General features: G+C 66.4%; 21 protein-coding genes. 16 read left to right on the top strand and 5 right to left on the bottom strand.

Annotation, left to right across the window (positions count from 1 at the left end; translation table 11 throughout):
- The first annotated feature begins 1 nt into the window (after position 1).
- Complete coding sequence (gene pucL / locus Q7514_RS26550) at positions 2-922, top strand: factor-independent urate hydroxylase (RefSeq protein ID WP_330136269.1); 921 nt, start codon at positions 2-4, stop codon at positions 920-922.
- On the opposite strand, the gene Q7514_RS26545 is transcribed toward pucL, so the two are convergent.
- Positions 904-2415, bottom strand: coding sequence for a helix-turn-helix domain-containing protein (locus Q7514_RS26545; protein WP_330136268.1), 1512 nt, complete (start codon positions 2413-2415; stop codon positions 904-906). The two genes, pucL and Q7514_RS26545, sit on opposite strands and share 19 nt — an antisense overlap.
- 141 nt (positions 2416-2556) lie before the next feature.
- Between Q7514_RS26545 and Q7514_RS26540 the strand changes: the two genes are divergently transcribed.
- From Q7514_RS26540 to Q7514_RS26490, 11 genes are all read left to right on the top strand, one after another.
- A complete protein-coding gene (locus Q7514_RS26540) occupies positions 2557-3930 on the top strand; it encodes an 8-oxoguanine deaminase (RefSeq protein WP_330136267.1) in 1374 nt (457 codons plus the stop codon).
- Positions 3931-3935: 5 nt separating this feature from the next.
- Positions 3936-4763: an FAD binding domain-containing protein gene (locus tag Q7514_RS26535; protein ID WP_330136266.1), complete on the top strand. Its 828-nt coding sequence runs from the start codon at positions 3936-3938 to the stop codon at positions 4761-4763.
- Complete coding sequence (locus Q7514_RS26530; RefSeq protein ID WP_330136265.1) at positions 4760-7474, top strand: molybdopterin-dependent oxidoreductase; 2715 nt, start codon at positions 4760-4762, stop codon at positions 7472-7474. The genes Q7514_RS26535 and Q7514_RS26530 overlap by 4 nt, the downstream gene beginning before the upstream one ends.
- Positions 7475-7683: 209 nt before the next feature.
- Entirely contained in the window at positions 7684-7959 is a 276-nt protein-coding gene (locus Q7514_RS26525; protein ID WP_330136264.1) for a hypothetical protein, read from the top strand.
- Positions 7956-8615, top strand: coding sequence for a Rieske 2Fe-2S domain-containing protein (locus Q7514_RS26520; protein ID WP_330136263.1), 660 nt, complete (start codon positions 7956-7958; stop codon positions 8613-8615). Before Q7514_RS26525 ends, Q7514_RS26520 begins: the two co-directional genes overlap by 4 nt.
- Positions 8615-9202: a glutathione S-transferase family protein gene (locus Q7514_RS26515; protein WP_330136262.1), complete on the top strand. Its 588-nt coding sequence runs from the start codon at positions 8615-8617 to the stop codon at positions 9200-9202. Before Q7514_RS26520 ends, Q7514_RS26515 begins: the two co-directional genes overlap by 1 nt.
- Positions 9203-9223: 21 nt before the next feature.
- Positions 9224-9724, top strand: coding sequence for a thiamine pyrophosphate-binding protein (locus tag Q7514_RS26510; protein ID WP_330136261.1), 501 nt, complete (start codon positions 9224-9226; stop codon positions 9722-9724).
- Complete coding sequence (locus Q7514_RS26505) at positions 9721-10344, top strand: thiamine pyrophosphate-dependent enzyme (protein WP_330136260.1); 624 nt, start codon at positions 9721-9723, stop codon at positions 10342-10344. The genes Q7514_RS26510 and Q7514_RS26505 overlap by 4 nt, the downstream gene beginning before the upstream one ends.
- On the top strand, positions 10331-11878 hold the full coding sequence (locus Q7514_RS26500) for a GMC family oxidoreductase (RefSeq protein WP_330136259.1): 1548 nt from the start codon (positions 10331-10333) through the stop codon (positions 11876-11878). The genes Q7514_RS26505 and Q7514_RS26500 overlap by 14 nt, the downstream gene beginning before the upstream one ends.
- Positions 11875-12753: an aromatic ring-hydroxylating dioxygenase subunit alpha gene (locus Q7514_RS26495; protein WP_330136258.1), complete on the top strand. Its 879-nt coding sequence runs from the start codon at positions 11875-11877 to the stop codon at positions 12751-12753. Before Q7514_RS26500 ends, Q7514_RS26495 begins: the two co-directional genes overlap by 4 nt.
- Entirely contained in the window at positions 12750-14243 is a 1494-nt protein-coding gene (locus tag Q7514_RS26490) for an aldehyde dehydrogenase family protein (protein ID WP_330136257.1), read from the top strand. Before Q7514_RS26495 ends, Q7514_RS26490 begins: the two co-directional genes overlap by 4 nt.
- Before the next feature lie 56 nt (positions 14244-14299).
- Here Q7514_RS26490 and Q7514_RS26485 read toward each other — a convergent pair whose 3' ends face one another.
- Positions 14300-15259 carry an isopenicillin N synthase family dioxygenase gene (locus tag Q7514_RS26485; protein WP_330136256.1) on the bottom strand — a complete coding sequence of 320 codons (960 nt, stop codon included), beginning with the start codon at positions 15257-15259 and terminating at the stop codon, positions 14300-14302.
- A gap of 85 nt (positions 15260-15344) precedes the next feature.
- The gene (locus Q7514_RS26480; protein ID WP_330136255.1) at positions 15345-15917 is read right to left on the bottom strand and encodes a helix-turn-helix domain-containing protein; all 573 of its coding nucleotides are present in this window, start codon (positions 15915-15917) and stop codon (positions 15345-15347) included.
- Between the two features lie 128 nt (positions 15918-16045).
- Here Q7514_RS26480 and Q7514_RS26475 point away from each other — a divergent pair, with 128 nt between their 5' ends.
- Genes Q7514_RS26475 through Q7514_RS26460 form a run of 4 tightly spaced genes read left to right on the top strand, consistent with a single transcriptional unit; the run spans position 16046 to position 20721 of the window.
- A complete protein-coding gene (locus Q7514_RS26475; protein ID WP_330136254.1) occupies positions 16046-17602 on the top strand; it encodes an ABC transporter ATP-binding protein in 1557 nt (518 codons plus the stop codon).
- Positions 17599-18675 carry an ABC transporter permease gene (locus Q7514_RS26470; RefSeq protein ID WP_330136253.1) on the top strand — a complete coding sequence of 359 codons (1077 nt, stop codon included), beginning with the start codon at positions 17599-17601 and terminating at the stop codon, positions 18673-18675. The genes Q7514_RS26475 and Q7514_RS26470 overlap by 4 nt, the downstream gene beginning before the upstream one ends.
- On the top strand, positions 18672-19634 hold the full coding sequence (locus Q7514_RS26465) for an ABC transporter permease (RefSeq protein ID WP_330136252.1): 963 nt from the start codon (positions 18672-18674) through the stop codon (positions 19632-19634). The genes Q7514_RS26470 and Q7514_RS26465 overlap by 4 nt, the downstream gene beginning before the upstream one ends.
- A gap of 58 nt (positions 19635-19692) precedes the next feature.
- Complete coding sequence (locus Q7514_RS26460) at positions 19693-20721, top strand: BMP family protein (protein WP_330136251.1); 1029 nt, start codon at positions 19693-19695, stop codon at positions 20719-20721.
- Between the two features lie 47 nt (positions 20722-20768).
- On the opposite strand, the gene Q7514_RS26455 is transcribed toward Q7514_RS26460, so the two are convergent.
- Together Q7514_RS26455 and Q7514_RS26450 are read right to left on the bottom strand one after the other, a co-directional pair.
- Positions 20769-22592 carry an ABC transporter ATP-binding protein gene (locus Q7514_RS26455; protein WP_330136250.1) on the bottom strand — a complete coding sequence of 608 codons (1824 nt, stop codon included), beginning with the start codon at positions 22590-22592 and terminating at the stop codon, positions 20769-20771.
- Positions 22589-24274 carry an ABC transporter ATP-binding protein gene (locus tag Q7514_RS26450; protein WP_330136249.1) on the bottom strand — a complete coding sequence of 562 codons (1686 nt, stop codon included), beginning with the start codon at positions 24272-24274 and terminating at the stop codon, positions 22589-22591. The genes Q7514_RS26455 and Q7514_RS26450 overlap by 4 nt, the downstream gene beginning before the upstream one ends.
- Between the last annotated feature and the right edge of the window lie 65 nt (positions 24275-24339).

The following is a 24339-nucleotide window of genomic DNA, read 5'->3' as shown; positions in this document are numbered from 1 at the left end:
CATGACCGAACTGACCGGCAAGATCGTCCTGGGCCCGCACCGCTACGGTAAGGCCGAGAATCGCGTGGTGCGTATCGTGCGCGACACAGCCCGCCACGAGATCCGCGACCTCAACGTGTCATCCTGCCTGCGAGGAGATTTCGATGCGGCACACCTCGAGGGCGATCAGGCCACAGTGCTGCCCACCGATTCCCAGAAGCAGACCATCTTCTCCTACGCCAAAGAGAAGGGCGTCACGTTCATCGAGGACTACGGCCTCGCCCTCGCACGACACTTCGTCGACGACGTCGACCCTGTCGAGTCCGCGCGCATCGAGATCGAAGAATACGTGTGGGAGCGCGTCGTCGTCGACGGTGCCGGACACGATCACACATGGACCCGCAAGGGATCCGAGGTGCGCACCGTCGCGATCACCGTGCAGGGCTCCGGCAGTGATCGCAAGGAATGGGTGATCGGCGGGCTGAAGGATCTCGTCGTCCTCAAGTCCACGGGTTCGGAATTCTCAGGCTTCCTCACTGACCCCTATACCGTTCTCGAACCGACCCACGACCGCGTCATGGCGACGAGCCTCGTGGCGCAGTGGCGCTTCACGGCCTCCGACGCAGACTGGGACGTCACCTACGACGGGATCAGGGCGACAATGCTCGAGGTGTTCGCGACGCTGCAGTCGAAGGCCCTGCAGCAGACCCTGTTCGAGATGGGTCGTGCGGTGCTCGAGAAGTACCCGTTCATCGCCGAAATCCGGCTGTCGGCGCCGAACAAGCACCACTTCGCCTACGACCTCGCCCGATTCGGAGTCGACAACGACAACGAGGTCTTCCACGCCGACGACCGGCCGTACGGCCTGATCCAGGCGAGTGTGCTGCGCGAGGACGCACCCGATGCCGGAATCGCGTGGGAGCCCTACACGGGCGCCGTGTGACAGCCGAACCTGCCGGGCTCACGCGCTCGGTCGCCGAGTGAACGGAGCGCGAGGTAGACGTCGAGGCGATCGCCGGTGCGGCCGAGATCCCGTCCGGTGAGCGCCTCGACCCTGCCTATGCGGTACCGCACGGTGTTCAGGTGCACATGCAGCCGATCGGCGGCGCGCCGCCACGATCCGTCGCACTCCAGGAAGATCTCGAGGGTCTCGAGCAGTCCGGCATCGGTGCAACGGTCGTGTTCGATCACCTCACCGAGGATCCGGTCCGCGTAGGAGTGGAGCAGGTCGGCCGGCAACGTCGACATCAGACCGAGAGCCGAATCGAGTTCGGAGCGGCGCACCGAGACCGCACCGGGGAGGTTGCGGGCCGCTGCGGACGCCGCAGTTGCAGCCCGGATTCCGCCGTCGACGTTGTCACCGGGGCAGCGGTCACTCACCCCCACGAAGACCCGGTCGTGCCGCAGCGCGGGCGTCAAACGGCCCAGGCGCCGTCGCAGCAGCGCAGCGACATTCTCTTCCGTGCCATTGGTGAGCGCGACGACGCGCCCCGACGTGTCGACCGAGGTGACGCACGGCCCCAGCACGTCCTCGACCAGCGCGCGAAGCATGTCCGTAGGGATGTGCCCCTCGGACACGGCGACCACAGCGACCCGTTCCCCCACCGGTACGGCAAGAGTCGAATGCTCGGCGATCTCCCACGCTGCCCGACGTCGCTCGTCGCGGCGTACCCTGTCGAACGCGACCACCGTCGCGAGCTCACCGAACGCCTCGAGGCACTCTGACTCGACCTCCGTGCGCATGTCCCGATTCCGGATCACCAGAAACCAAGAACCGAGGCGGTCGACGAGACCCCGGCCCACCGTCAGGATCGTGAACCCGTCGGGCGTCGCTGCCGGAAACCGTGAGGCGGTCAGCGCAGTTGTGGTGACGACGTCGAGGGCGGCGTCGTCCGGCGGCGACGTGGACGTCATCGTCACCCCGGTCGCGGTGAGCAGCCAAGTCTGCACCCCGAACTGCTGCGCGAGCCTGTCGAGCAGTTCATCGACGGGACGGCCGTCGGCGAGGGCAGCGAGCCACTGCCGTTGCCGTGCGAGTCCCGTCTGCAGACGGTCCATGCGTGCCCCGGACATCCGGCCGGTCATGTGTTCGATCACCCGGCTGAACGGCATATGGTCGGGCACCGCCAGCAGCGGCAACCGATGCCGAACACACGCATCGACGACATCGTCGGGCACCCCGCCGTGCAGAGCTTCACCCGCGGCCATAGCCGCGACACCCGCCGCGACCAGACGCTTGACGAACAGGTCGGTGTCCTCCGCCGAACGCCGCCACACCAGACCCGTGAACACCAGCGATCCGGCCGTCACATAACGCGTGGGATCGGGCATGTCGGTCGTGCACGCCCGCAGAACCACGCGTGCGAGCGCATCCGGGTCGCCGTGGAGCACCCGAATTCCCAGGTCCGGGACGTTGACCACATCGTGAAGAAGCATGCTGTTCACCTCCCGGTGATCGTCTTGGATGATCGAACAGTAGGAGCACAAAATTTCCGGAGCGTTTCATGTGTGCTGCCGGAGAGGTTTCGGCCTCGGGCAGCGTTGACTGGAGACTCCGACGAGTTTCGAGGAGTCCCGATGCATCCGAACCCCACCGAACCGCAGCGCGTTATCCGCGGTGCGCACATCGTGACGATGGACTCCTCACGGGCCGAGTACCGCACCGGATACGTCGTGGTCGAAGGCAACCGCATCGTCGCGGTGGGCGAGGGCGAACCGGTCGGCTACGACGATGCGCAGATCATCGACGGCATCGGGTGCGTGCTCACTCCCGGCCTGATCAACACCCACCACCACCTGTACCAGTGGCTCACCCGCGGACTCGCCGTCGACCACACGCTGTTCGAATGGCTCACCACGCTCTACCCGATCTGGGGTGGCATCGATGCCGATGCCGTGTACGTCGGAGCGAAGGGCGCGCTGGCGCACCTCGTCCGCACCGGGTGCACCACGAGCACCGACCACCACTACGTCGTGCCGCGCGACGGTGGCGACGTGTTCGGCGCCGAGATCACCGCCGCAGCCGAGGTCGGCATCCGATTCCACCCGTGCCGCGGCTCGATGGATCTCGGAGAGAGCGCCGGCGGTCTCCCGCCGGATCACATCGTGGAACAACTCGACGCAATTCTCGAGGGCAGCCGCGAGGCCGTCGACACCTGGCACGATCCGTCGTTCGACTCGATGCTGCGGATCACTCTTGCGCCGTGCTCACCGTTCTCGGTCACCGGCGATCTGCTGAGGGAGTCGGCGCTGCTCGCGCGCGATCTCGGGGTCCGGCTGCACACCCATCTCGCCGAGACCCTCGACGAGGAGGATTTCTGTCTCGAGAAGTTCGGGTGCCGGCCGGTGCAGTACATGGAGTCGTTGGGCTGGACCGGCTCGGACGTCTGGTACGCGCACGCGGTGCATCTCGACGACCACGACATCGGTGTGCTGGCCGCGTCGGGTACCGGGGCCGCGCACTGCCCCACGTCCAACGCGCGTCTCGGTGCCGGCATCGCGCGTGCCGCAGATCTCTATGCAGCGGGTGTGCCCCTCGGACTCGGCGTCGACGGTGCCGCGAGCAACGAGTCGTGCTGCATGCTCGAAGAGGCCCACCACGCAGCATTGTTCGCACGTGCTCGCAGCGGCCCGCGAGCCATGTCGGTGCGGCAGAGCCTCGAGCTGGCGACCATCGGCGGTGCACAGGTGCTGGGCCGTGAGAACGAGATCGGGTCGATCGAGGTCGGCAAGCTCGCCGATCTGGCGTTGTGGCGCATCGACGGTCTCGCGCATTCGGGAATCACCGACCCGGTCGCGGCGCTCGTCCTCGGCAGTCGGCCGCCGCTCGAACTGTTGCTCATCAACGGTCGCGATGTGGTGCGCCGCGACGAAGTGTGCACCGTCGACGAGGAGGTCGTCGCCCGGCAGGTCGCCGACGAACACGTCGAGCTCGTCGCGAAAGCGGGGTGAGTGCCGTGGATCTCCACACGATCACTGCGTACGACCTGGCTCATGAACGAGGCGACCTGACCATCGGGCCCGGTGAGGCGTTCGTCGCCGGAGGGACGTGGATGTTCTCCGAACCCCAGCTGCATCTGCACAGGCTGGTCGATCTGACCGGGCTCGACTGGCCCGCAGTGACGCTCACCGCCGACCACCTCGAGATCGCAGCCACGTGCACGGTCGAACGCCTGTCGGTCCTCTCGACCACCGAGCAGTGGCGGGCCGCGCCGCTGTTCCGGCAGTGCGCGCAGGCATTGCTCGCGTCGTGGAAGATCTGGAAGCGGGCCACGGTCGGTGGCAACATCTGTCTGTCGTTCCCGGCGGGTGCGATGATCTCGCTCGCCGCGGCGCTCGACGCCACCGCGGTGGTCTGGACCTCGGATGGACGCGAAACCTTCTATCCGATCACCGAGTTCGTCACCGGGTCCGCGACCAACGTGCTCGCCTCCGGCGATGTGCTGCGCAGCATCCGCGTCCCGCTCTCCACACTCGGAGCCCGCACCGCGTTCCGAAAGATCGCTCTGTCCCCTTTGGGCCGCTCGGGTGCGATTGTCATCGGGCGCCGCGACACGGACGGCGGTGTCGCACTGTCGGTGACCGCCTCGACCGTGCGGCCGTATGTCCTGAAATTTCACGAACTCCCGTCCGAACAGGACATGTCCGAGGCGCTTGCTCGCTTCGTCCCGGCCGATGCCTACCACTCCGACTCGCACGGAGCAGCCGACTGGAGACAGGCCGTCACCGCTGTACTCGCCGAAGACGTCCGTATCGAACTGTCGAACAGAGAGGACCCGGCGTGAAATTCACCGTCAACGGCACCGAACTCGACACCGAGCCTCGTCCCGGCCAGTGCCTGCGCACACTGCTACGGGAAAATACGCACTTCGAGGTCAAGAAGGGCTGCGACGCCGGCGACTGCGGCGCATGTTCCGTCCTCGTCGACGGCGAACCCGTCCATTCCTGCATCTATCCCGCCGCGCGTGCGGACGGGCACGACGTGACCACCGTGTCGGGCCTGGGCACCCCCGACCACCTGCATCCGATGCAGCAGAAGTTCGTCGACGCAGCCGGTTTCCAGTGTGGCTTCTGCACTGCCGGCATGATCGTGACCGCGTCCACGTTCACCGACGACGATCTCGATGACCTGCCGAACCGGTTGAAGGGCAACCTGTGTCGCTGCACGGGTTATCGTTCGATCGACGACGCGTTGCGCGGCACCCGGAACACCGAACAGGTCGTCGAGGGGGCGTCGTGCGGCCGGTCGCAGCGTGCGCCCGCCGCGACCCGAGTGGTCACCGGAGTCGAGCGCTACACCCTCGATACGCAGGTCGAAGGCCTGCTGCACATCGCCGTGCTCGGCAGCCCTCATCCGCACGCGCGCATCCTCTCGGTCGACGCCGCCGCGGCCGAAGCTCTACCCGGCGTGCACACAGTGCTGTACTACCGTGATGCTCCCGCAACGGCGTACTCGACAGCGCGACACGAACTGCGCGACGACGACCCCGACGACACCTACCTGTTCGACAAGATCGTGCGGTTCCGCGGGCAGCGGGTCGCCGCAGTCGTCGCGGAGACTGCCGCCCTCGCGCAGCGGGCGATCGGGCTGATCCGAGTCGACTACGAGGAACTGCCGTTCGTCCTCGACCCGGATGTCGCTCGAGAACCGGGTGCACCGTTGCTTCACGCCGACAAGGGCCCCGCGTCACGCATCGCCGATCCGTCACGCAACCTCGTCGCCGAACTCCACGGTGAGACCGGGGACGTCGAGACTGCGTTCGAGGCATCGGAGTTCGTGGTGCAAGGACGGTGGAGTACGCATCGCGTGCAGCACACCCACCTCGAAACACACTGTGCCATAGGATATATCGACGGAGAGGGTCGACTCGTCATCCGTAGTTCGACACAGGTCCCGTTCCTCGTGCGAGACGAGCTGTGCCACATCTTCGGGCTCGACCGGGACCGGGTCCGGGTGTTCGCGACCCGGGTCGGCGGCGGGTTCGGAGCCAAACAGGAGATGCTCGTCGAAGACGTCGTCGCCGCCGCGGTGTTGCGCACCGGCCGTCCCGTTCAGTTCGAGTTCACCCGCACCGACCAGCTCACCGTCGCACCGTGCCGGCATCCCATGCGCGTCGGCGTCACCCTCGCCGCGGGAACAGACGGAATCCTCAACGCCCTCGCGATCGACGTCCTCGCCGACGCCGGCGCCTACGGCAACCACTCGGCCGGCGTGATGTTCCACGGCTGCACCGAATCCATTGCGGTGTACCGATCCCCGAACAAGCGGGTCGATGCTCAGGCCGTCTACACGAACAATCGTCCCTCCGGGGCGTTCCGCGGCTACGGTCTCGGGCAGGTGATCTTCGCGGTCGAGTCCGCGATGGACGAACTCGCGGTGAAGCTCGGCGTGGACCCGTACGAACTCCGGCGCCGGAACATCGTCGTCCCGGGCGATCCGCTGATCGCGGCTCACCTGGAGAGTGCCGACCTGATGTACGGCAGCTACGGGCTGGATCAATGCCTCGACCTCACCGAACGCGCGATGTCGAGGAGCGGTGGCGCGCCCGCACCCGTGGGCGACCACTGGCGGATCGGCGACGGGATGGCTCTCGCGATGATCGCGACCAACCCACCGAACGGGCACATCGCCGACACGTCGATCGAACTGCTCCCCGACGGGCGGTTCGTCGCTCACGTCGGGACCGCGGAGTTCGGTAACGGCACCACCACCGTGCACACTCAGATCGCGGCCACCGAACTCGGCACCGTCCCCGACCACGTCGAGATCTGGCAATCCGACACCGACGTCACGACGCACGACACCGGCGCGTTCGGTTCCTCCGGCACCGTCGTCGCAGCGAAATCCCTGCTGGCGGCGGCACAAGAATTGCACCACCGCATGGCGAAGGCCGCCGCCGAACTCACCGGCACCGACCCGGACGCTGCCGAACTCACCCCGGACGGCGTGCGGTGCGGCGACACGCTCGTCACGCCGTCGGAGTTGCTCGACGCATCGGGCGGCCGTCTACGCGGCGAAGGCCGCCACGGCGGCCTTCCTCGCTCGTTGTGTTTCAACGTGCAGGCCTTCCGGGTCGCAGTGGACGTCCGGACCGGTGAGGTCCGCATCCTCCGATCCATCCAGTCCGCCGACGCCGGCACCGTTCTCAATCCCGAACAGTGCCGCGGTCAGATCGAAGGCGGAGTCGCGCAGGCGATCGGTGTATCGATGTTCGAGGAGTTGATCACCGACGAGCACGGGCGGGTGACGACGGACGTGCTGCGGAACTATCACATCCCGCAATACGCCGACCTTCCCCGCACCGAGGTGTACTTCGCCGACACATTCGACGAGCTCGGTCCGATGGGAGCGAAGTCGATGAGCGAGGCTCCGTTCAATCCGATCTCGCCCGCGTTGGCCAACGCCGTCCGCAACGCGATCGGTGTGCGTCCCCACGAGCTTCCGCTCTCCCGTGACCGCGTATGGCGACTGCTGCAGAACGCCACACAGTCGTAACTCAACGTTGACACAGCCCGGAAGAATCGCCCCGATTCAGGTGTAATATAACTTCTTGCAACGGTATTCGAACCGATGCAGTCCGCCCGCGCGAATGTCCGCCAGGACCCCGGCGGTGAACGATCCGGAGCTCCCCTCCGGAGGAGGATTTTCCGGAGACGGGTGTGAGGGCCGTCCCAGACGAGCACCCCACGTCTCCGGAGGACCACATGACCTGTTCGGCAATGCTCCCACCCACCCTCGAGTTGGTGGGACGCTTCGACCCCGACGTCATGAACACATTCATTGCCGCACGAGCGGAACAACTTCACGTGCACGCAACCGTTCTGTCCGCCACGGAACATCGCATCGCGTTACACACGCGCGGCGACCCCGATCTCGTCGGCGCCCTCGAAGCTGCCTGCGCACTTGCACCGGGCGACAACGTCGTCCTCGAATGCACGGCCCCTCAGTCCACATCGCCCGAGAGAAAGGTAGTGCCATGACCCCGTGGGTTTCCGTGGCCCTCACCCGCGATATCGAACCCGGCTCCGCAACCGGCACCGCGGTGAACGGTGCACCAGTAGCACTGTGGCGCGGCGCCGACGGCGTGCTGCACGCGTGGGCGGACCGATGCCCACATCGGGGAATGCGCCTCAGCCTCGGATTCGTCCGCGGAGCCAGACTCGTATGCCTCTATCACGGTTGGCAATTCGATGGCAAAGGTGCATGCAGGCACGTGCCGGCTCACCCGAAGATGACTCCGCCGAGTACCGTGACGCCCGTCCGTTACCGAGCTGTCGACCGCAGCGGAATCGCGTGGGTGTCGACTACCGACTCCAGCGACACCGCCGTCCCCGAACGATCCGCCCCCGAGACCGCACCGGAACCGATCCGGTCGGTGTGGTTCACCGCCGACACCGAGCGCGTGATCGACCGGCTCCGCTCCGAGGTGGAGGACCTCGCCCTCGACGGGCACGTCGCCACCGGGCAGATCGACGGCGTGGAGATCCGCGCCGGCATCCAGAAGGTCGACGAGGCCACGACGGCAGTACATGTCGTCGCAGTCGGGAACCTTCCGGCAGAGACCGTGACCCGGCTCGTACGGCGCCTGCATGACATCCGAGACTCGGTGACCACGACAGTCGAGGCGGTGCAGTGATGACAATCCCTGTGTTGCACGACTTCCCGCTCGACCCGAGGTGTTACTCGGTGCGACTGACGCTGTCGCTCATGGAGATGGAGCACACCACCGTGCCCGTCGACGTGTTCCCGGGCGCGAAACACCTCGAAGGGCGATACCGCGAGCTCACCCCGACCGGGGTCCTACCGGTACTCGAAACCGGGGAACAGATGCTTGTCGGTATGGAGACGATTCTCATGCACGTCGTCGCCGGCACCGTGTGGATGCCGCCCGACGATCGGTGGCTGCGGTTCGCATCCGGGCCCCTCGAGCAGGTGTACGTCTGCCGCGAGAGGTCCCTGTTCACCACCGATCCCATCGACAACCACGGTGCGCGGGCAGTACTCCAGGAGGTCGACGACCACCTCGCCGTCTCGCTCCCGGACGGCGACTGGCTTGCCGGCGATCGACCCACAGCGGCCGACCTGGCCGTCTATCCGGCTGCCGCACTGAGCCGGGACATCGGTATCGATCACGACGCGTACCCCGGACTACGACGGTGGATGCGCCTCATCAAACAACTTCCCGGGTTCGTCGAAATGCCTGGTATTCCCGTCTTCCCCTGACCTTTCCACGGAAGGATCCTCATGGAACAGTCGACCGTCGACGCGGTGATCCGCGGCCTCGAGAAGGCCGGCGTCAGCACCGTGTGTTACCTCCCCGATTCCCTGTTCAAAGAGCTGTACCCCGCGCTCGATGCGCATCCGAGCATCCGGACCATCCAGGTCACCAACGAAGGCGAAGGCGCCGCCATCTGCGGTGGGCTGTTCCTGTCCGGCGCACGCGGCGTGCTCATCATGGAGAACTCGGGCCTCCGCGCCTCCGTCGAACCATTGGCCCGGATGGGTCTCGGCGCGGGGATCCCCGTGATCATGCTCATGAGCTATCGCGGCGAACTCGGCGAGAACAACTGGTGGGCAGTACCACACGGCATCACCATGGAGCCGATCCTCGATGCGCTGCGTATCCCGTACCGCATCGTCCGCGAAGAGGATGCGATCGAACGTGCCGTCCACGACGCATTCGAATGGTCGTACTCGGCCTACCATCATTCCGCCGTCGCCCTCGGAGGAGGACTCGTCCGATGACCACCATGCGCATGACCCGATTCGAGTGCATGCAGGCGCTCGCAGCCCTACTCGACAACGAACTGGTGATCCTGTCCCTGGGGGCCAGCGTCGACGAGTGGTACAACGCCGCACCGCACATGCGACAGGCAAGCCTGTTCCAGCAGCAGCTCGGCTGCGTCACCCCGCAGGCATTCGGACTCGCGGTGGGCCTGCCTCACCGTCGGATCATCTCTCTCGACACCGACGGTGGAATGCTGTTCAACCTGGGCATCCTCGCGACACTCGGTAACGAGCGGCCCAGCAATCTCTTCACGGTGGTGTGGGACAACGAGTGCTACCAGTCGATCGGCGGGCCACCCACCCACACGGCTCACGGCAATGTGGACATCGCTGCCATCGCACGCGGAGCCGGCGTGGAGAAGTCCTACACGGCCACGACTCTCGAAGAATTCGAGAAGCACTGCGTGTCCGGGCTTGCGGCAGACGAGCCGTATGTGCTCGTCGCGAAGGTCTCGAGCAATGTCCAGCCCGGCATCAAGCGCAAGCACAGCGACGGGCGTGAGGACAAGTACATCTTCGTCCGCCACGTGGAGGCGACGGAGAACATCACGATCATGGGCCCCAGTGAACACAACTGACGGCTACGACTACGTCGTCGTCGGGGGTGGGTCCGCGGGGTGCGTCCTCGCGGCCCGCCTCACCGAGGACCCCGACGTCACCGTGCTGCTCCTCGAGGCCGGACCGGACCACGCCGGAATCGACTCGCTGGACACACCCGGAACCTGGGCTTCTCTGCTCGGCGGCGCATACGACTGGGGCTACCACTTCACCGCGAATCCGCTGCTCGACGGGCGCGAAGTGCCGATCCCGCGGGGACGCGTGCTCGGCGGATCGAGCAGCATCAACGCGATGCTGTGGTACCGCGGGCACGCGTCGGACTACGACGCATGGGAGACAGCGGGGGCGAAGGGTTGGAACTACGCGTCGCTGCTCCCGTACTTCCGGCGCGCCGAGGACTGGGAGGGCGGTGCAACCGCGGAGCGTGGCGCCGGTGGCCCGATCCGCATCACCACGCCGCCGAATCCTCACCCCGTTGCCGCCGGATTACTGGAGGCCGCAGCAGAACTCGACATGACGGTGCTCGACGACTGCAACGGACCCGACATCGAGGGTGCCGCCCTCGCCAATCTCAACATCGATGACGGGCATCGCGGCAGCACCGCTCGCGCCTACCTCGATCCGGTGCTGGCCCGGCCGAATCTCACGGTCCGCACCGGCGCGACCGTCACCGAGCTCGTGTTCGCCGGGACTCGGTGCACCGGCGTGCGGTACCGATCGCACGGCGTCGTCGAGGTCCGCGCGCACGCCGAGACACTGCTGTGCGCGGGCGCGATCGCCAGCCCACATCTGCTGCTGCTCGCAGGCATCGGAGATCTCGAACACCTCGGTGAGCACGGCGTCACTGTCCGCGCAGATCTTCCCGGTGTCGGACGCAATCTTCAGGATCATCCCTTGCTGATGGGTGTGAACTTCCGGTCCCGTCGTCCGCTCGGACCGGTGCGGGACAACGGCGGCGGAGCAATCCTGAACTGGCGATCCGATCCGGCCCTGGATCTTCCGGATCTGCACGCATTCATCGTGCAGGGGCCGCACGCGACCCCGGAGGTGACGAAACGGTACGACGTCGCCGGTGACGTCTTCGCCATCTCCCCCGGTCTCATGCGGTCCCGCAGCGTCGGGCGACTGTCCTTGCGTTCTGCCGACCCCGAGGTCGCACCCGACATCGACCCCCGCTATCTGTCCGATCCACGCGACCTCGACGCCCTCGTCTCGGGCCTCGATTACATCTTCGACCTCGCCGGTACCGCAGCATTGCGTGGGCTGATCGACACACCCGCTGCGCCCGATCGGCGACTCGACCGAGCCGAGGCGGAAGCGTTCGTCCGGGCAAGCTGCTCGACGTTCTTCCACGTCGGCGGTACCTGCGCGATGGGTGTCGGCCCCGACGCGGTCGTCGACCCCGAGCTGCGGGTATACGGTTTCGACAGGCTGCGCGTCGTCGACGCATCCGTGATTCCGATACTGCCGTCGTGCAATACGAACGCACCCGTCATCGCCCTCGCGGAACGCGCCGCCGCGTTGATCAGAGGACACGAGAGGACCCCGTCATGACCACCACCCTGTGCGACGATCCCGTCGTCCTCGACCGCTGGTACCCGGTCTGCGCGGAGAACGAACTCGAAGCTGCCGCTGTCGCCACCACACTGCTCGGCGCCGACCTCACCTGCGGACACGATCAGGACGGCCATCCCGTCGTCCACACGGCAGCACGTGAACTGCCGGTACGTACGAAGTTCGGATTCGTGTGGACCACGCTCGGTGAGCCTGTCCGCGACGTCTTCACGATCGACGAGGCCGATGAGCCCGGCCGTCGGTACGTCGCGTGCGGATGGGTCACACTCCGATCATCTCCCGGCCGCGTCGTCGAGAACTTCCTCGACATGGCCCACTTCCCGTTCGTGCACACCGGGATCCTCGGCGGTGAGGCAGCCACCGAGGTTGCCCGTTACAGCTGGGAGATCCGCAAGGACACCGATGAGGTATGGGCCACCGACTGCAAGTTCTTCCAGCCTCAGATGTCCGCGGCATCGGAAGGCACCTTCGCACATCTGACCTATCGTGTACCGGATCCGTATCAGGTGATGCTGTACCGGATTTCACCCTCCGACGAGACACGTCTCGACGCCATCGCGCTGTTCATCCAGCCGATCACGGAAACGTTGTGTCGTGCACAGCCGGTGATGTACCTCGTCGATCCTGATTCGACCCACACCGAGCTGACCCAGTTCGAGCAGGTGATCTTCCTGCAGGACCGCATCATCGTCGAGAACCAGAGGCCGCTGTTGCTCCCGCTCGATCCCCGTGACGAGATCCCCACACGGGCGGACGCGTCCTCGGTCACCTACCGTCGCTGGCTCAAAGCCAAAGGGCTGCGGTGGGGAGCACTCCCGTTCCGACCCGCCCACACCGCAGGAGCACGTCCATGACCACCAGCATCGCACCGCGGCACAGCGCCGCGTTCCTCGACGGCAACGACAAGCGCCTGCTCATCGACGGCCGGTGGATCGCCGGAGCGGGAGCGCCGTTCGAGACCTCCGATCCCGCCACCGGCGCTGTCCTCGCCACACTGTCCTCCGCAGGCGCCGACGATGTGGACGCAGCGGTCGCCGCGGCACGCGCCGCGCTGCACGGGAAGTGGCGAGCGTGGACGCCCGCCGCGCGCGCACGGGTGCTGTGGCACATCGCCGACGCCATCGATGTCCATGCCGACGAACTGGCCGAACTGGAGACCTTCGACCAGGGTAAGTCGTGGGCGACGTCCCGGTTCGCGGAGATTCCCTCGGCAGCAGAACAGTTCCGGTACTACGCCGGATGGGCCACGAAGATCACGGGCACCACGATCGCGCCATCGATCACCTACCAGCCACCCGGAAAACGGGTGGTCGCGCAGACGGTGCGCGAACCGGTCGGTGTGGTCGCGGCGATCGTCCCGTGGAATTCGCCGATGCTCATGGCGGCGATGAAGCTCGCACCGGCCCTCGCGGCGGGATGCGCCGTCATCCTCAAACCGGCTGAGGACACCTCGCTCACTGCACTGCGCCTCGGTGAGCTCATGGTCGAGGCAGGCGTACCGGCCGGCGTCGTCGGGGTTCTCACGGGTGACGGCACCGTCGGCGCGCGGTTGGCGTCCCACCGGGATGTCGACAAGGTGACATTCACGGGGTCCACCGCGACCGGGCGAGCCCTGACGGCCGCATCCGGCGCGAGCAACCTCAAGCGCCTGACGCTCGAACTCGGCGGGAAGTCTCCCGTCCTGGTGTTCGGCGACGCCGAACTCGACACGGCCGTCCCCGGCATCGCGCGGGGCATCTTCTCGAACTGCGGTCAGGTGTGCGTCGCCGGATCGCGTGTCTATGCCGAACGGTCGGTGTACGAGCAGGTGGTGGACGGCCTGGCCGCCGCTGCACGGTCACTTCGTCTGGGCCACGGGCTCGACGAGGGCACCGACCTCGGTCCACTCGTGAGCCGGCGGCACCGCAACACGGTGGCGTCGTACGTCGACGACGGTGTCCGCGGTGGCGCGACGGTCGTCGCCGGGGGTCGTGCGGTGGGTGAGATCGGCAGCTTCTACGAGCCGACCGTCGTCGTCGATGCCGGCTCGGACCTGCCGATGATGCGTGAGGAGATCTTCGGTCCCGTCGTCACCGTCACTCCGTTCGACGACGCCGAGGAGGTCATCGCCTGGGCGAACGACACCGACTACGGCCTGGCCGCGAGCGTATGGACGTCGAACCTCTCACGCGCCCATCGTGTTTCCGACGCGATCCGCGCCGGAACGGTGTGGATCAACTGCCACTCCTATTTCGCCCCCGAGTTGGTCAAGGGCGGGCACAAGGAATCCGGGTGGGGTTACGAGAACGGTGCAGCGGGGCTGGAGAATTATCTCGAGACCAAGACCGTCTGCCTCACGGTCTGATCCGTCGCCCCCTCCGGGCCGAGCCGGCACAACGCGCGCCGGGCCGCGACACGTCTCTACGAGACCTGCTTTTCTTTGAGGTAATCATGCGTCGCATCAAAACGCGAGAGCATGTATTCACCCGCTTCGATCGGAGGATAGATCGGTTCTGCCCCGGGCTCGACGCAGGTCGGTATCGCTTCGATCACGGCGTGGAAGTCCGGGGCGACGAAGTACGGGATCGAATACCGATGTGCACCCACCGGATTGAGTACCCGATGGCGAGTCGATACGTAGCGGTGATTCGTCCACCGGGCGATCATGTCCCCCAGGTTGACGATCAGGGCGTCGGGTGGGGTGACGACGTCGATCCATCCCCCGCCCCGGGCGGCCACCTGTAATCCGCCGATGTCGTCCTGCGCGAGCAGGGTCAGCGAGCCGTAGTCCGTGTGTGCACCGGCGCCCGGCGCGAGGTCGCCGGCTGGGGCTGGCGGATAGTTCAGCATCCGCAGCGAGGCAATGGGATCGGTGAACATCGGCTCGAACGCGTCGACCTCCAGGCCGAGGGCGAGCGCAAGTCCACACATCAGGTGAGCATTGATATCGAGACAGGCCTTCGAGTACTCCTCGGCGACACTCTTGAATTCGGGCATCAGCGAGTCAGGCCACTGGGCGGGTCCGTGCAGGGGTGTGCCTGCCATGACTTCCGGATGGTCCGGGCCGCGGTCGATGGTGATGTCGAGCGCTTCCTTGCTGTCCGCTCCGAGTGCAGCGTCGAGAGTCTCGGCCTTGGGAGGAACATATCCACTGTGGCAGGACGACTTGCCGATCCAGATCTGCATCTTCTCGTCTGCGGGCAGCGCGAAGAACCGTTGCGCTTGCTCCATCATCGCAGCGCGGAGCTCGGAGGCGAGTCCGTGACCGGTCACGACGAAGAATCCGAGGTCGGTGCAGGCTGCGTCGAGAGCATCGGCAACCGCGTGGGGGTCTCCCCCGTCGCGTAGCGGGCGCAGATCGATGATGGGAAGCGAGTCCATGGGGTTCTCCAGACACGAGGCGAATGATCGCTATCAGTTAATTCTTGCGGGGCTACCACCTCGTCTCGTTCCTGTGAGATCCGAGTTACGGATGCTCGGGCGTCACGCCCACACACAGCACGATGTGCGCGGGTTCCTCACCCCTGTGAGCCCATTGCATCTCGGTTCCTGCCGCGGCGAACAAGCAATCCCCCTCGACGAGGACGACGGGTTCACGGTCACGCACCTGCACCTCGAGGCTGCCACCTGTCACCACCACGACGAGGTCGTCCGCGCGGCGGAACCAGCCGCTGACGTCGTCGTCCGATCCGATGAGATACTGGTAGACCTCGGAGATCACACCGTTTCCGCGCGCCAGCCACGTCACGGGCGCGGTCGGAGTACCGGTCACCGCCTGCGGAATGCGCCCCTCGGCGCGCACCACCAGGACATCCGCGTCGGGCGCGGGGTCGAGGAAGCTCGACGGTGATCGCCCGAGAGCATCGGCGATCTTGTACAGGGTCGCGAGCGACGGCGCGTTCAGTCCCCGCTCCACCTGACTGAGAAACGCCTGACTGACTCCCGCCCGCTCCGCCAATATCCTGGCACTGAGACCATCCCGCTTACGGGCAGCACGAATCGCAGCTCCGATCCGCGCGACGCGATCCTCTTCCGGCACAACACTCCTCCGATTCATCCGCATATGACGTCCGAAACACGATCGTCACGATTCGGTCATTGCCGGTCAACTATGCACCTGCAGAGTTCCGACTTAACGAATAGCGATTACCTGGAAGGTCTCATCGCATGGTGACAGCAGTATCCTCGGCCGGCACCACCGGCACCCTCGACAGCGAGAGCCCAGGGCTTGCCGACGGAGTCGTCATGAACGGCATTCATCGTTCGTTCGGCGAGAACGTCGTCCTGCGCGACGTGTCTCTGCACGTCCGTCCAGGCGAGGTCTACGCACTTCTCGGCGAGAACGGCGCCGGAAAGTCCACGCTGATGCGTATTCTCACGGGCCTGCTCCCCCCGGATGCCGGCGCGATCACCGTCGACGGCGTGTCCCTCGCCGACGGCGGGCACAACCGCATCGCCATGGTTCACCAGCACTTCATGCTCGTACCCAGCATGACCGTGGCCGAGAACTTCCTGCTCGGACGCTCACGCGGCGTCGTCGGACGGAGTCGCCTGCGCAGGATGGGCGAGGAGATCGCCGCGCTGGCCGACGACGCCGGCCTCGCATGCACGCCCGACGCCCGCGTCGAGACGCTGTCGGTCGGCGAACAGCAGCGTGTCGAAATCCTCCGCGCCCTGCACCTGGGAGCCCGCTACCTACTCCTCGACGAACCCACCGCGAATCTGGCTCCCACAGAGATACATTCACTGCTCGCGCAGGTACGACGTCTCGCCACCGATCTCGGCGTAGGAATCGTGCTGATCACGCACCATCTCGAAGAGGTGATCGAGGCCGCCGACCGCGTGGGTGTTCTACGCGGGGGCACACTCGTCTCGGAGAGGCCCGTCTCCGACGTCACGACCGCGGAACTGGCCCGCGACATGGTGGGCCGCGATGTCGGGCTCGGAATCCGCCGAGCTGCCGCCGAGCCGGCGGGTCACTGCATGCTCGAACTCGTGAGCGTGTCGGTGCCAGGCCAGCTCGGCGATGTGAACCTGCGAGTACGTGCAGGCGAACTTGTCGCAGTTGCGGGGGTCGAAGGCAACGGCCAGTCCGCCCTCGAGGATGTGCTCTCCGGCCTTGCGGCCGACTCGTCCGGCGCAGTGTGCATCGACGAGCGTGAGATCGACACGTCCAGCCCGCGCGATCTCCGGGAGGCCGGTGTCGGTGTCGTGCCCGCCGACCGCTACACCCGCGGGCTGGTCAAGTCCCTCGGAATCGATACCAACCTCGCCATCGACAGCTACACCACGCCCCCTGTGGCGCAGCGGTGGGGACGCGTGTCGCGCAACGCGATTCGACAACGCGCCGAGCGCATCATCGCGGCACTGTCGGTGAAGGCCCCGAGCCCGCGCACCCCCGCCGGAACACTGTCCGGCGGCCACGCCCAGCGCGTCGTGCTCGGTCGGGTCCTCGACGGCGAGCCGGACGTCCTCGTCGTCGCACAGCCCACCCGAGGCCTCGACATCGGCGCCACCGAATTCGTGTGGGACACCCTCGTGGAACACCGCTCCCGCGGCGCTGCAATCCTCCTGATCTCCTCGGACCTCGACGAGGTCTGCAGTCTCGCCGACCGCGTCGTCGTTCTCTACCGCGGGCGCATCGTCGCCGAATTCGACGAAGGACCGTTCGATCGCGAGGCCATCGGCTCAGCGATGGGCGGATTCCAGGAGGCCGCTGCGTGACCGCCACTCTCACTCCCCCGGGATCGTCCCCGGTCACCGATCCCGCAACGACATCGCGACCGAAGAGCTTGGTCACCTCGGCCGCAGTCCCGCTGCTCGCCGTGGCAGCCGGTCTCTCCGTCGGCGCCGTCCTCATCCTTCTCGCGGGCGGGAATCCGATCGACGCCTACGCGACGATGCTCGATGCAGCACTCGGCGGCGACACGCAACTCGGGCGCCTGCTGACAGGGATGACTCCCCTCGTCCTCATCGGCCTCGGATACGCGATCGCCTACCGCACCGGGTTCATCACCATCGGCGCGCAAGGTCACTACGACGTCGGTGCGATCACCGCCGCGGCGGTGGTACTCACTGTCCCGCTCAACTCGGGCTGGGTCGCGATCCCCGTCGTCGCCGTCCTCGCGGCGGCCGCGGGCGCATTCATCGGGGGGATCGCCGGAATCCTGAAAGCCAGATTGGGCGTGAACGAGATCATCTCGTCGCTCATGCTCAACTATCTGGTCTTCTACGGCCTCGCGTGGGCGGTACGGAAACCACTCGCCAATCCGAACGGATTCACCCCGGAGTCCGAACGCATCCCCGATTGGGCGATGCTCGCAACCATCCCCGGCACCCGCATCCACGTCGGCGTGTTCGTGGCCATCGCCGCGGTGCCACTCGTGTGGTGGCTCATGCGCTCGACGCGGTTCGGGTTCGCCTCGCAGGTGGTCGGTGAAAGTCCCTCCGTCGCCGCAGCCAACGGCATCCCCGTCTCCCGGATCATCATGACCTCCGCATTGATCAGCGGCGCTCTCGGAGGTATCGCAGGGGCAATCATGCTGCTCGGCAGCCAATTCCGCCTGTCGCTGGCGGTGTCCTCGGGCATCGGATTCACCGCGATCGTCGTGGCGCTGCTCGGCCGACGCAATCCCTTCGGCATCGTCCTCGCAGCGGCACTGGTCTCGGGGCTCACCCTCGGCAGCCAGGCCGTGCAGCGAACCCAGGAGATTCCAGCATCCATCGGCACCGTCGTGCAGGCCGTCATGATCGTGACGGTGCTGCTCGCCAACAGAATTATGGAGCGTGCCCGATGAACTGGTCCGAGGTCCTGGGCGCCGGTGCGCTCATCCCACTGCTCACCGCGGCACTGCGTCTGGCCGCCCCCATCATTCTCGCGGCGGCCGGAGCCTGCCTGGCCGAACGTTCCGGCCTGATGAACCTCGGCATCGAGGGACAGATGATGGTAGGGGCAGTCGCGGCCTTCATCACCACCTACTCCACCGGGCAACCGATGCTCGGAGCCGTCGCCGGTGCTGTGGCCGGCCTCCTCACGGCTGTACTCGTCGGATACCTGACCATCACGATGGCCATCGACCAGATCATCACCGGCATCTCTGTGGTGATCCTCGGTTCGGGTATCGCAGCCTTCCTGTATCTCCAGGTGTTCGGCATCACCGGCACGCCGCCGCGCATCGAGGGCACCACACCGCTCGATCTGCCCGTGCTGTCCGACATTCCTGTCCTCGGCCCGATCCTGTTCTCTCAATCCCCGCTCGTGCACATCGCGCTCCTGCTGGTTGTCGCACTGTGGTGGCTGCTTTCCCGCACCGCGTTCGGCCTCTCGGTGCGCGCGGCAGGTGAGAGCCCCGAGGCCGCCGACTCGGTCGGTATCTCCGTTGCACGTACGCGCTGGATCACACTGCTGATCTCCGGCGCAGCAGCCGGCATGGCCGGCGCCCTGGTGGTCGACGGCCTGCGCTTCTTCCAGGACGGCATCACGGGGGGCCGCGGATGGATCGCACTCGGTGTCGTGATCTTGGCCCGATGGAATCCGCTCGGCGCTATGGCCGGCGGCTTCATGTTCGGTCTCGTCGATGCATTCCAGCTGCGAGTACAGGCGGCATCGGGTGGGCAATCCACATCGGTCCCCTACGAGTTGTTCCAGGCGATGCCGTACCTGGTGACGCTGATCGCCGTCGTGGTGACCACCGTGTGGTTTGCGCGCGGCAATGCCCCGAAAGCACTCGGGGTCCCCTTTGCCCCTGCCAAATAGATATCCCGTCAACAGGATTCACATTGTCGAATCCGTCGTACCCCATCTAGGAGAATCAGTGAAGAAACTGGGTACCGCCATCGCCACAGCAGCTGTCGTCGGCGTGGCCGTCACGGGATGTTCGAGCTCCGAACCCGGCGACAGTTCGTCGGCCTCTTCCGATGGTGTCGTCAAGGCCGCCATCGTCACCTCCGGCCCCGTCAACGACCTCGGCTGGAATCAGGGCATGGTCGAGGGCGCCGAGAAACTCGAAGCCGAGGGCCTCCTCGACCTGACTGTGGTCCAGCAGGATTCGGGCGCAACGTCCGAGCAGATCGCGCAGATCGTCACCGACCTCGCCGAGGACGGCAATCAGCTCATCGTCGGTCACTCGTTCAACTACGGCGAACCCATCAAGGGCGTCATCGCCGACTATCCGGACGTGCTGTTTGCATATGCGGGAGGTTTCGGCGACGTCACCGAGAACCTGGCCGACTACAGCCAGCCGTTCTACGAGGGCGCCTTCCTCTCCGGCATCCTCGCCGGCGATCTCACTGCATCGGGAGTTCTTGCGGGCACCGCCGGTTTCGAAATCCCCGTGTGCAAGGCCCAGATCGAATCGTTCGCCGACGGCGCGCGGCTGAGCTACCAGGGCGGCGGGGAGATCCAGCTCAAGCCCGCGTACATCGGCGGATGGTCCGATGCCGCGGCCCAGACCCTCGAAGCCGTCAACGCCCTCGTCGACCAGGGCGCCGACCAGTTCACCACGTGCGGCGTCGACGCGGCCACCATCGAAGGCGCCAAGCAGCGAGGTGTCTACGTCGCGGGATACGCCATGGACCAGACTCCGCTCGCTCCCGAGAACGTCGTGTCGTCCATCGTGTGGAACCTCGACGAAGTGCTCCGCGCGATGATCACCGATGTCGAAGCCGGCGATATCGATCCCGCGAAATACTACGAAGTCGACTTCGCCCAGGGTGGCGTGGACGTCGCGATCAACCCGGCATTCGCCGATCGGATCTCACCCGAAGCGATGGCACTGTTCGAAGAATACCGCAACAAGATCAAGTCCGGCGAGTACGAGGTCGAGTACAAGGGCGGCGAGTAGAGAGGCGAAGTGCCGCTCTCGCGCCTGGCCGACGGGCGCAGGCGCGCTCAACGGCCACCGGCGCGCGCATCACAGTCACGGTCGCCGCGGTGCGCGGCCGCATAAAGAAGGGCGTACGCGCCGCCGGGACGGTGCACCAGATCGATGTGGCTGCCCTGTTCGAGAATCCGGCCGCGTTCGAGGACGATGATGTGGTCGGCTGCCTCGGCCTGCGCGAAGCGATGGGCGACGATGATGGCGGTCCGCTCGCGGACGGCAGCGTGCACGGCGGTGTCGAGTGTGCCGTCTACGCCACCGTGGGCAGTGGCCTCATCGAGTACCACGACGCGTGGATCGGCCAGTAGCACGCGGGCGAGGGCGAGCTGTTGAATGCGGGCGTCGTCGAGGTCGTGTCCGAGGGCGGTGTCGAGATCATCGGCCAGCTCTCGAGTCCAGCACGCACCGACAGCGTCGAGTGCCTCCCTCAGTGCGGTGTCGGGTGCGTCAGGATCCGCCAGACGCAGGTTCTCCGCGAGTGTGCCTGCGAACAGGTGCGTGTCCTGCGAAACCAGCAGCACCGCTCGGCGCCCGGCCTGTCCGGCCTCGTTCGCGGGGACGCCACCGATCAGTACCTGCCCCGCGGTGGGCGGAAGTACTCCGGCTACGAGCTGCGCGAGGGTGGACTTGCCCGACCCCGATACACCGACGAGCACGGTGGTGGTGCCCTCGGCAAGGTCGAGATCAATACCGGTGAGCGCATCGGAGGCACCCGACCGGTATCGGTACGTCAGCGAACGGGCACGGACGGCTCCGTCGGCGATCTGCCGACGCGGCGCGCGGAAGGGATGGGCAAGGAGCACCCCGACGAGACGACCGAGCCCAGCGGCAGCACGTTGCAGGTCGTCGATGCTGGACAACAAGGCGCCGATAGGGCCGAACAGGCGATGGAAGAACAGCGCAGCGGCGGTCACCGCGCCCACGGACAGCCCGGCCTCGTTTGCGCGCCAGAATCCGACCGCGAGAACTGCTGCCAAACCGAGGAACTCCGCGAAATTGAGACCCGCATTGAATCTGTTGCGGGCACGGGTCACCTCCCGCTGTGTCTCGACGGCACTGAGGCTACGAATTGCGATCCGCTCGAGTTGTGTGCCCTGACTGCGACCGGCTACCACGGTGTCGGCGCCGCGAACGCTTTCGATGATCGCTTGCCCTCGATCGGCCTCCTCACGCCGCAACCGTCGGTACAAGGGGCGCGAGCGGCGCAGGAATATCACGGTCGCGCACAGCTGCACAGGTACGGCGATCAGGGCCGCCAGCGCAAGATAGGGATCGAGCGCAGCAAGCCCGAGCACCGTGAGCACGATGGTGAATCCCGCCTGCACGGATCGGGGCAGGACACCGGATGCCGCCCCGGTGATCGCTTCGACATCCCCGGTGACACGGGAGACGACATCGGAGGTTCCGGCGTCCTCGACCGTGTTCTGATCGATCCGGACCGCGGTGGCGAACACTTCCTCGCGCAGGTATGCGAGCGCACGTTGCAGACAGGACACCAGCAGCTGCCCGCCCCAGCGCAGCAACAGCGACGACACGACACCGGCTCCCACGACCGCGCCTGCGTACATCGCGATTCGGCCAAGACCGGATTCGGCGAGGACAGCGTCGACGATCCGACCCAGCACGAGCGGGATGAGCAGCGCTGTCGCCGACCCGGCCGACAGCAGCAGCGTCGTGACCACAAGCGCGGTCCGCTGCAGGCGCAGCACCCGCTCCAAGTACTGCCAACTCTGTCTGCCATCGGCAACCGGCAGGCTTGCCTCCTCGGTTGCCGCCGAGGAGGGGCGATCGCCGGCGCCGGTCGTAAGCATCGCCCCGTCGTCGTCGGTGTTCATCGTGCATCCTCCATCCTGCGGGCCCCGACAATTTCGCCCGCGTGTCGGAACGTGGTGGTGAGATCGATGATTCGGTGGCATTCGTTCAGAAGCAGCGGGCTGGACGTGATGACCACGATTGTCCTTCCGGAATTGCGTAGTCCTTCGGCCACGTGTTTCTCGGTGAGCGGGTCAAGTGCGGTGGTCGGCTCGTCGAGCACGATCACGTCTGCCGGATCATGCAATGCTCGGGCCAGCAACACCCGCTGACGCTGACCGCCCGAAAGACGGTGGCCGCCTTCACCGATGGGGACATCGGGTGAGCCGATGTGCTGGATCACATCATCGAGTGCGACCGCACGCACTGCATCCTCGTTCCACCCGACATGCCCGGCGCCGGGGCCGGCGTCTGTGGTGAGTCCGGTGACGTTCTCGCGCAAGGTACCGGTGAACACTGTCGCATCGTGCGGCGGTGCTGCCACCACCGCACGATATTCGCGGGGTCCGGCCTCGAGCGCGTCGGTACCGTGCACGTAGAGCTCTCCCGGTGTGGGTGGTACGCGCATGCCGAGCCGGGCCGACACGGCACGGGCAGTCGCGGCGCCGTCCACCCGCACCCCGACGAGCTGCCCGGGTACTGCCTCGACCATGTCATCGCCGGCGGCCCAGGCCAAGGGAACGCTGCCGTGCCGGGCGGGCGCCTGTCCGCCGACAGGCAGCGCGAAAGGCTCGGCGATGAGAGCATGCAGGCGACGTGCGGAGGCGCGCTTGTGCGCCCAATTCGCTCCGAACGTGCCGATGTGGGCGAGCGCTCCTTGCAGGAACTGCGCGAGTGCGATCACGGTGATCAGCTGCCCCGGGGTAATTTCGCCATGGGAGGCCATCCATGCTGCGGCGAACGCCAAGGCTCCCAGATACACCACCGAAACTGTCCTGCTCACGGCCTCATACGTGATGAGCTTCTTCGCCGCGGCGACAGCGCCGAGCAGTGACGACGCAGATGCGATCCGGTACCGGCGCACGACCTCGTCTTCGGCGCCGAGCCCGCGCACGATCCGCAAGCCCGACATCGTATCGGTCGCCACCTGGCTGGCCGCTGCCACTGAGGCCTGTTCGACCATTCCCACCTTCTCCAGTGGGCTGGCGAGCGCCCGCATTCCCAGCAGCACCGCGATCGCCCCGACAAGCACGCCGAGCCCCAACGGAATCGAGATGATCAGGAGTGCGATGCTCGCAGAAAGAAGTGCGGCCATGGTCGCGGCCTGCTCGGTGATACTCCACGCCACCCCCGCAACCCGGAATGTGTCGGAGCTCGCGACGGAGAGGACATCCCCGGTGGCACGATGCTGGATTCTGCCGCGCGGGTGCAGCACTCGTCGGACAGCGAGCTGTCGGAGATCGTGCTCGCCGTGCCCGTACACGCGAACCATCCCGAGGGCAGCGCGCTGGTAGCTCGAGGACAGCACGACGAAGACCGCGCCGAGCACACCCAGCCAGAGAACCAGCGACGCACCATCACTGCGCACGATCGCCATGTCCACGATCACGCCGATCAGGATCGGCACCGCGGCCTCGCATGCCTGGTGTACGACGAACCCGATCGTGGCCAGGCCGAGCTGCCGACCACGCCGTGCCCCCGTCAGAGCAGATTTGACAATGGAGCCGGCAGAGTCGTGTGGACGATGGTCAAGGAGGTTCCCCATACGACTTCACAGTAGGAAGAACAATCATCTGCGGGCAGCCGATGTGTGTCGCATACCGGACACGC

It is taken from the genome of Rhodococcus artemisiae (genome assembly GCF_036327795.1).
GTDB classification, from domain to species: Bacteria; Actinomycetota; Actinomycetes; order Mycobacteriales; family Mycobacteriaceae; genus Rhodococcus; species Rhodococcus artemisiae.
The sequence above is the reverse complement of the archived record's forward strand: the minus strand, read 5'-3'. Positions and strand labels throughout refer to the sequence as shown.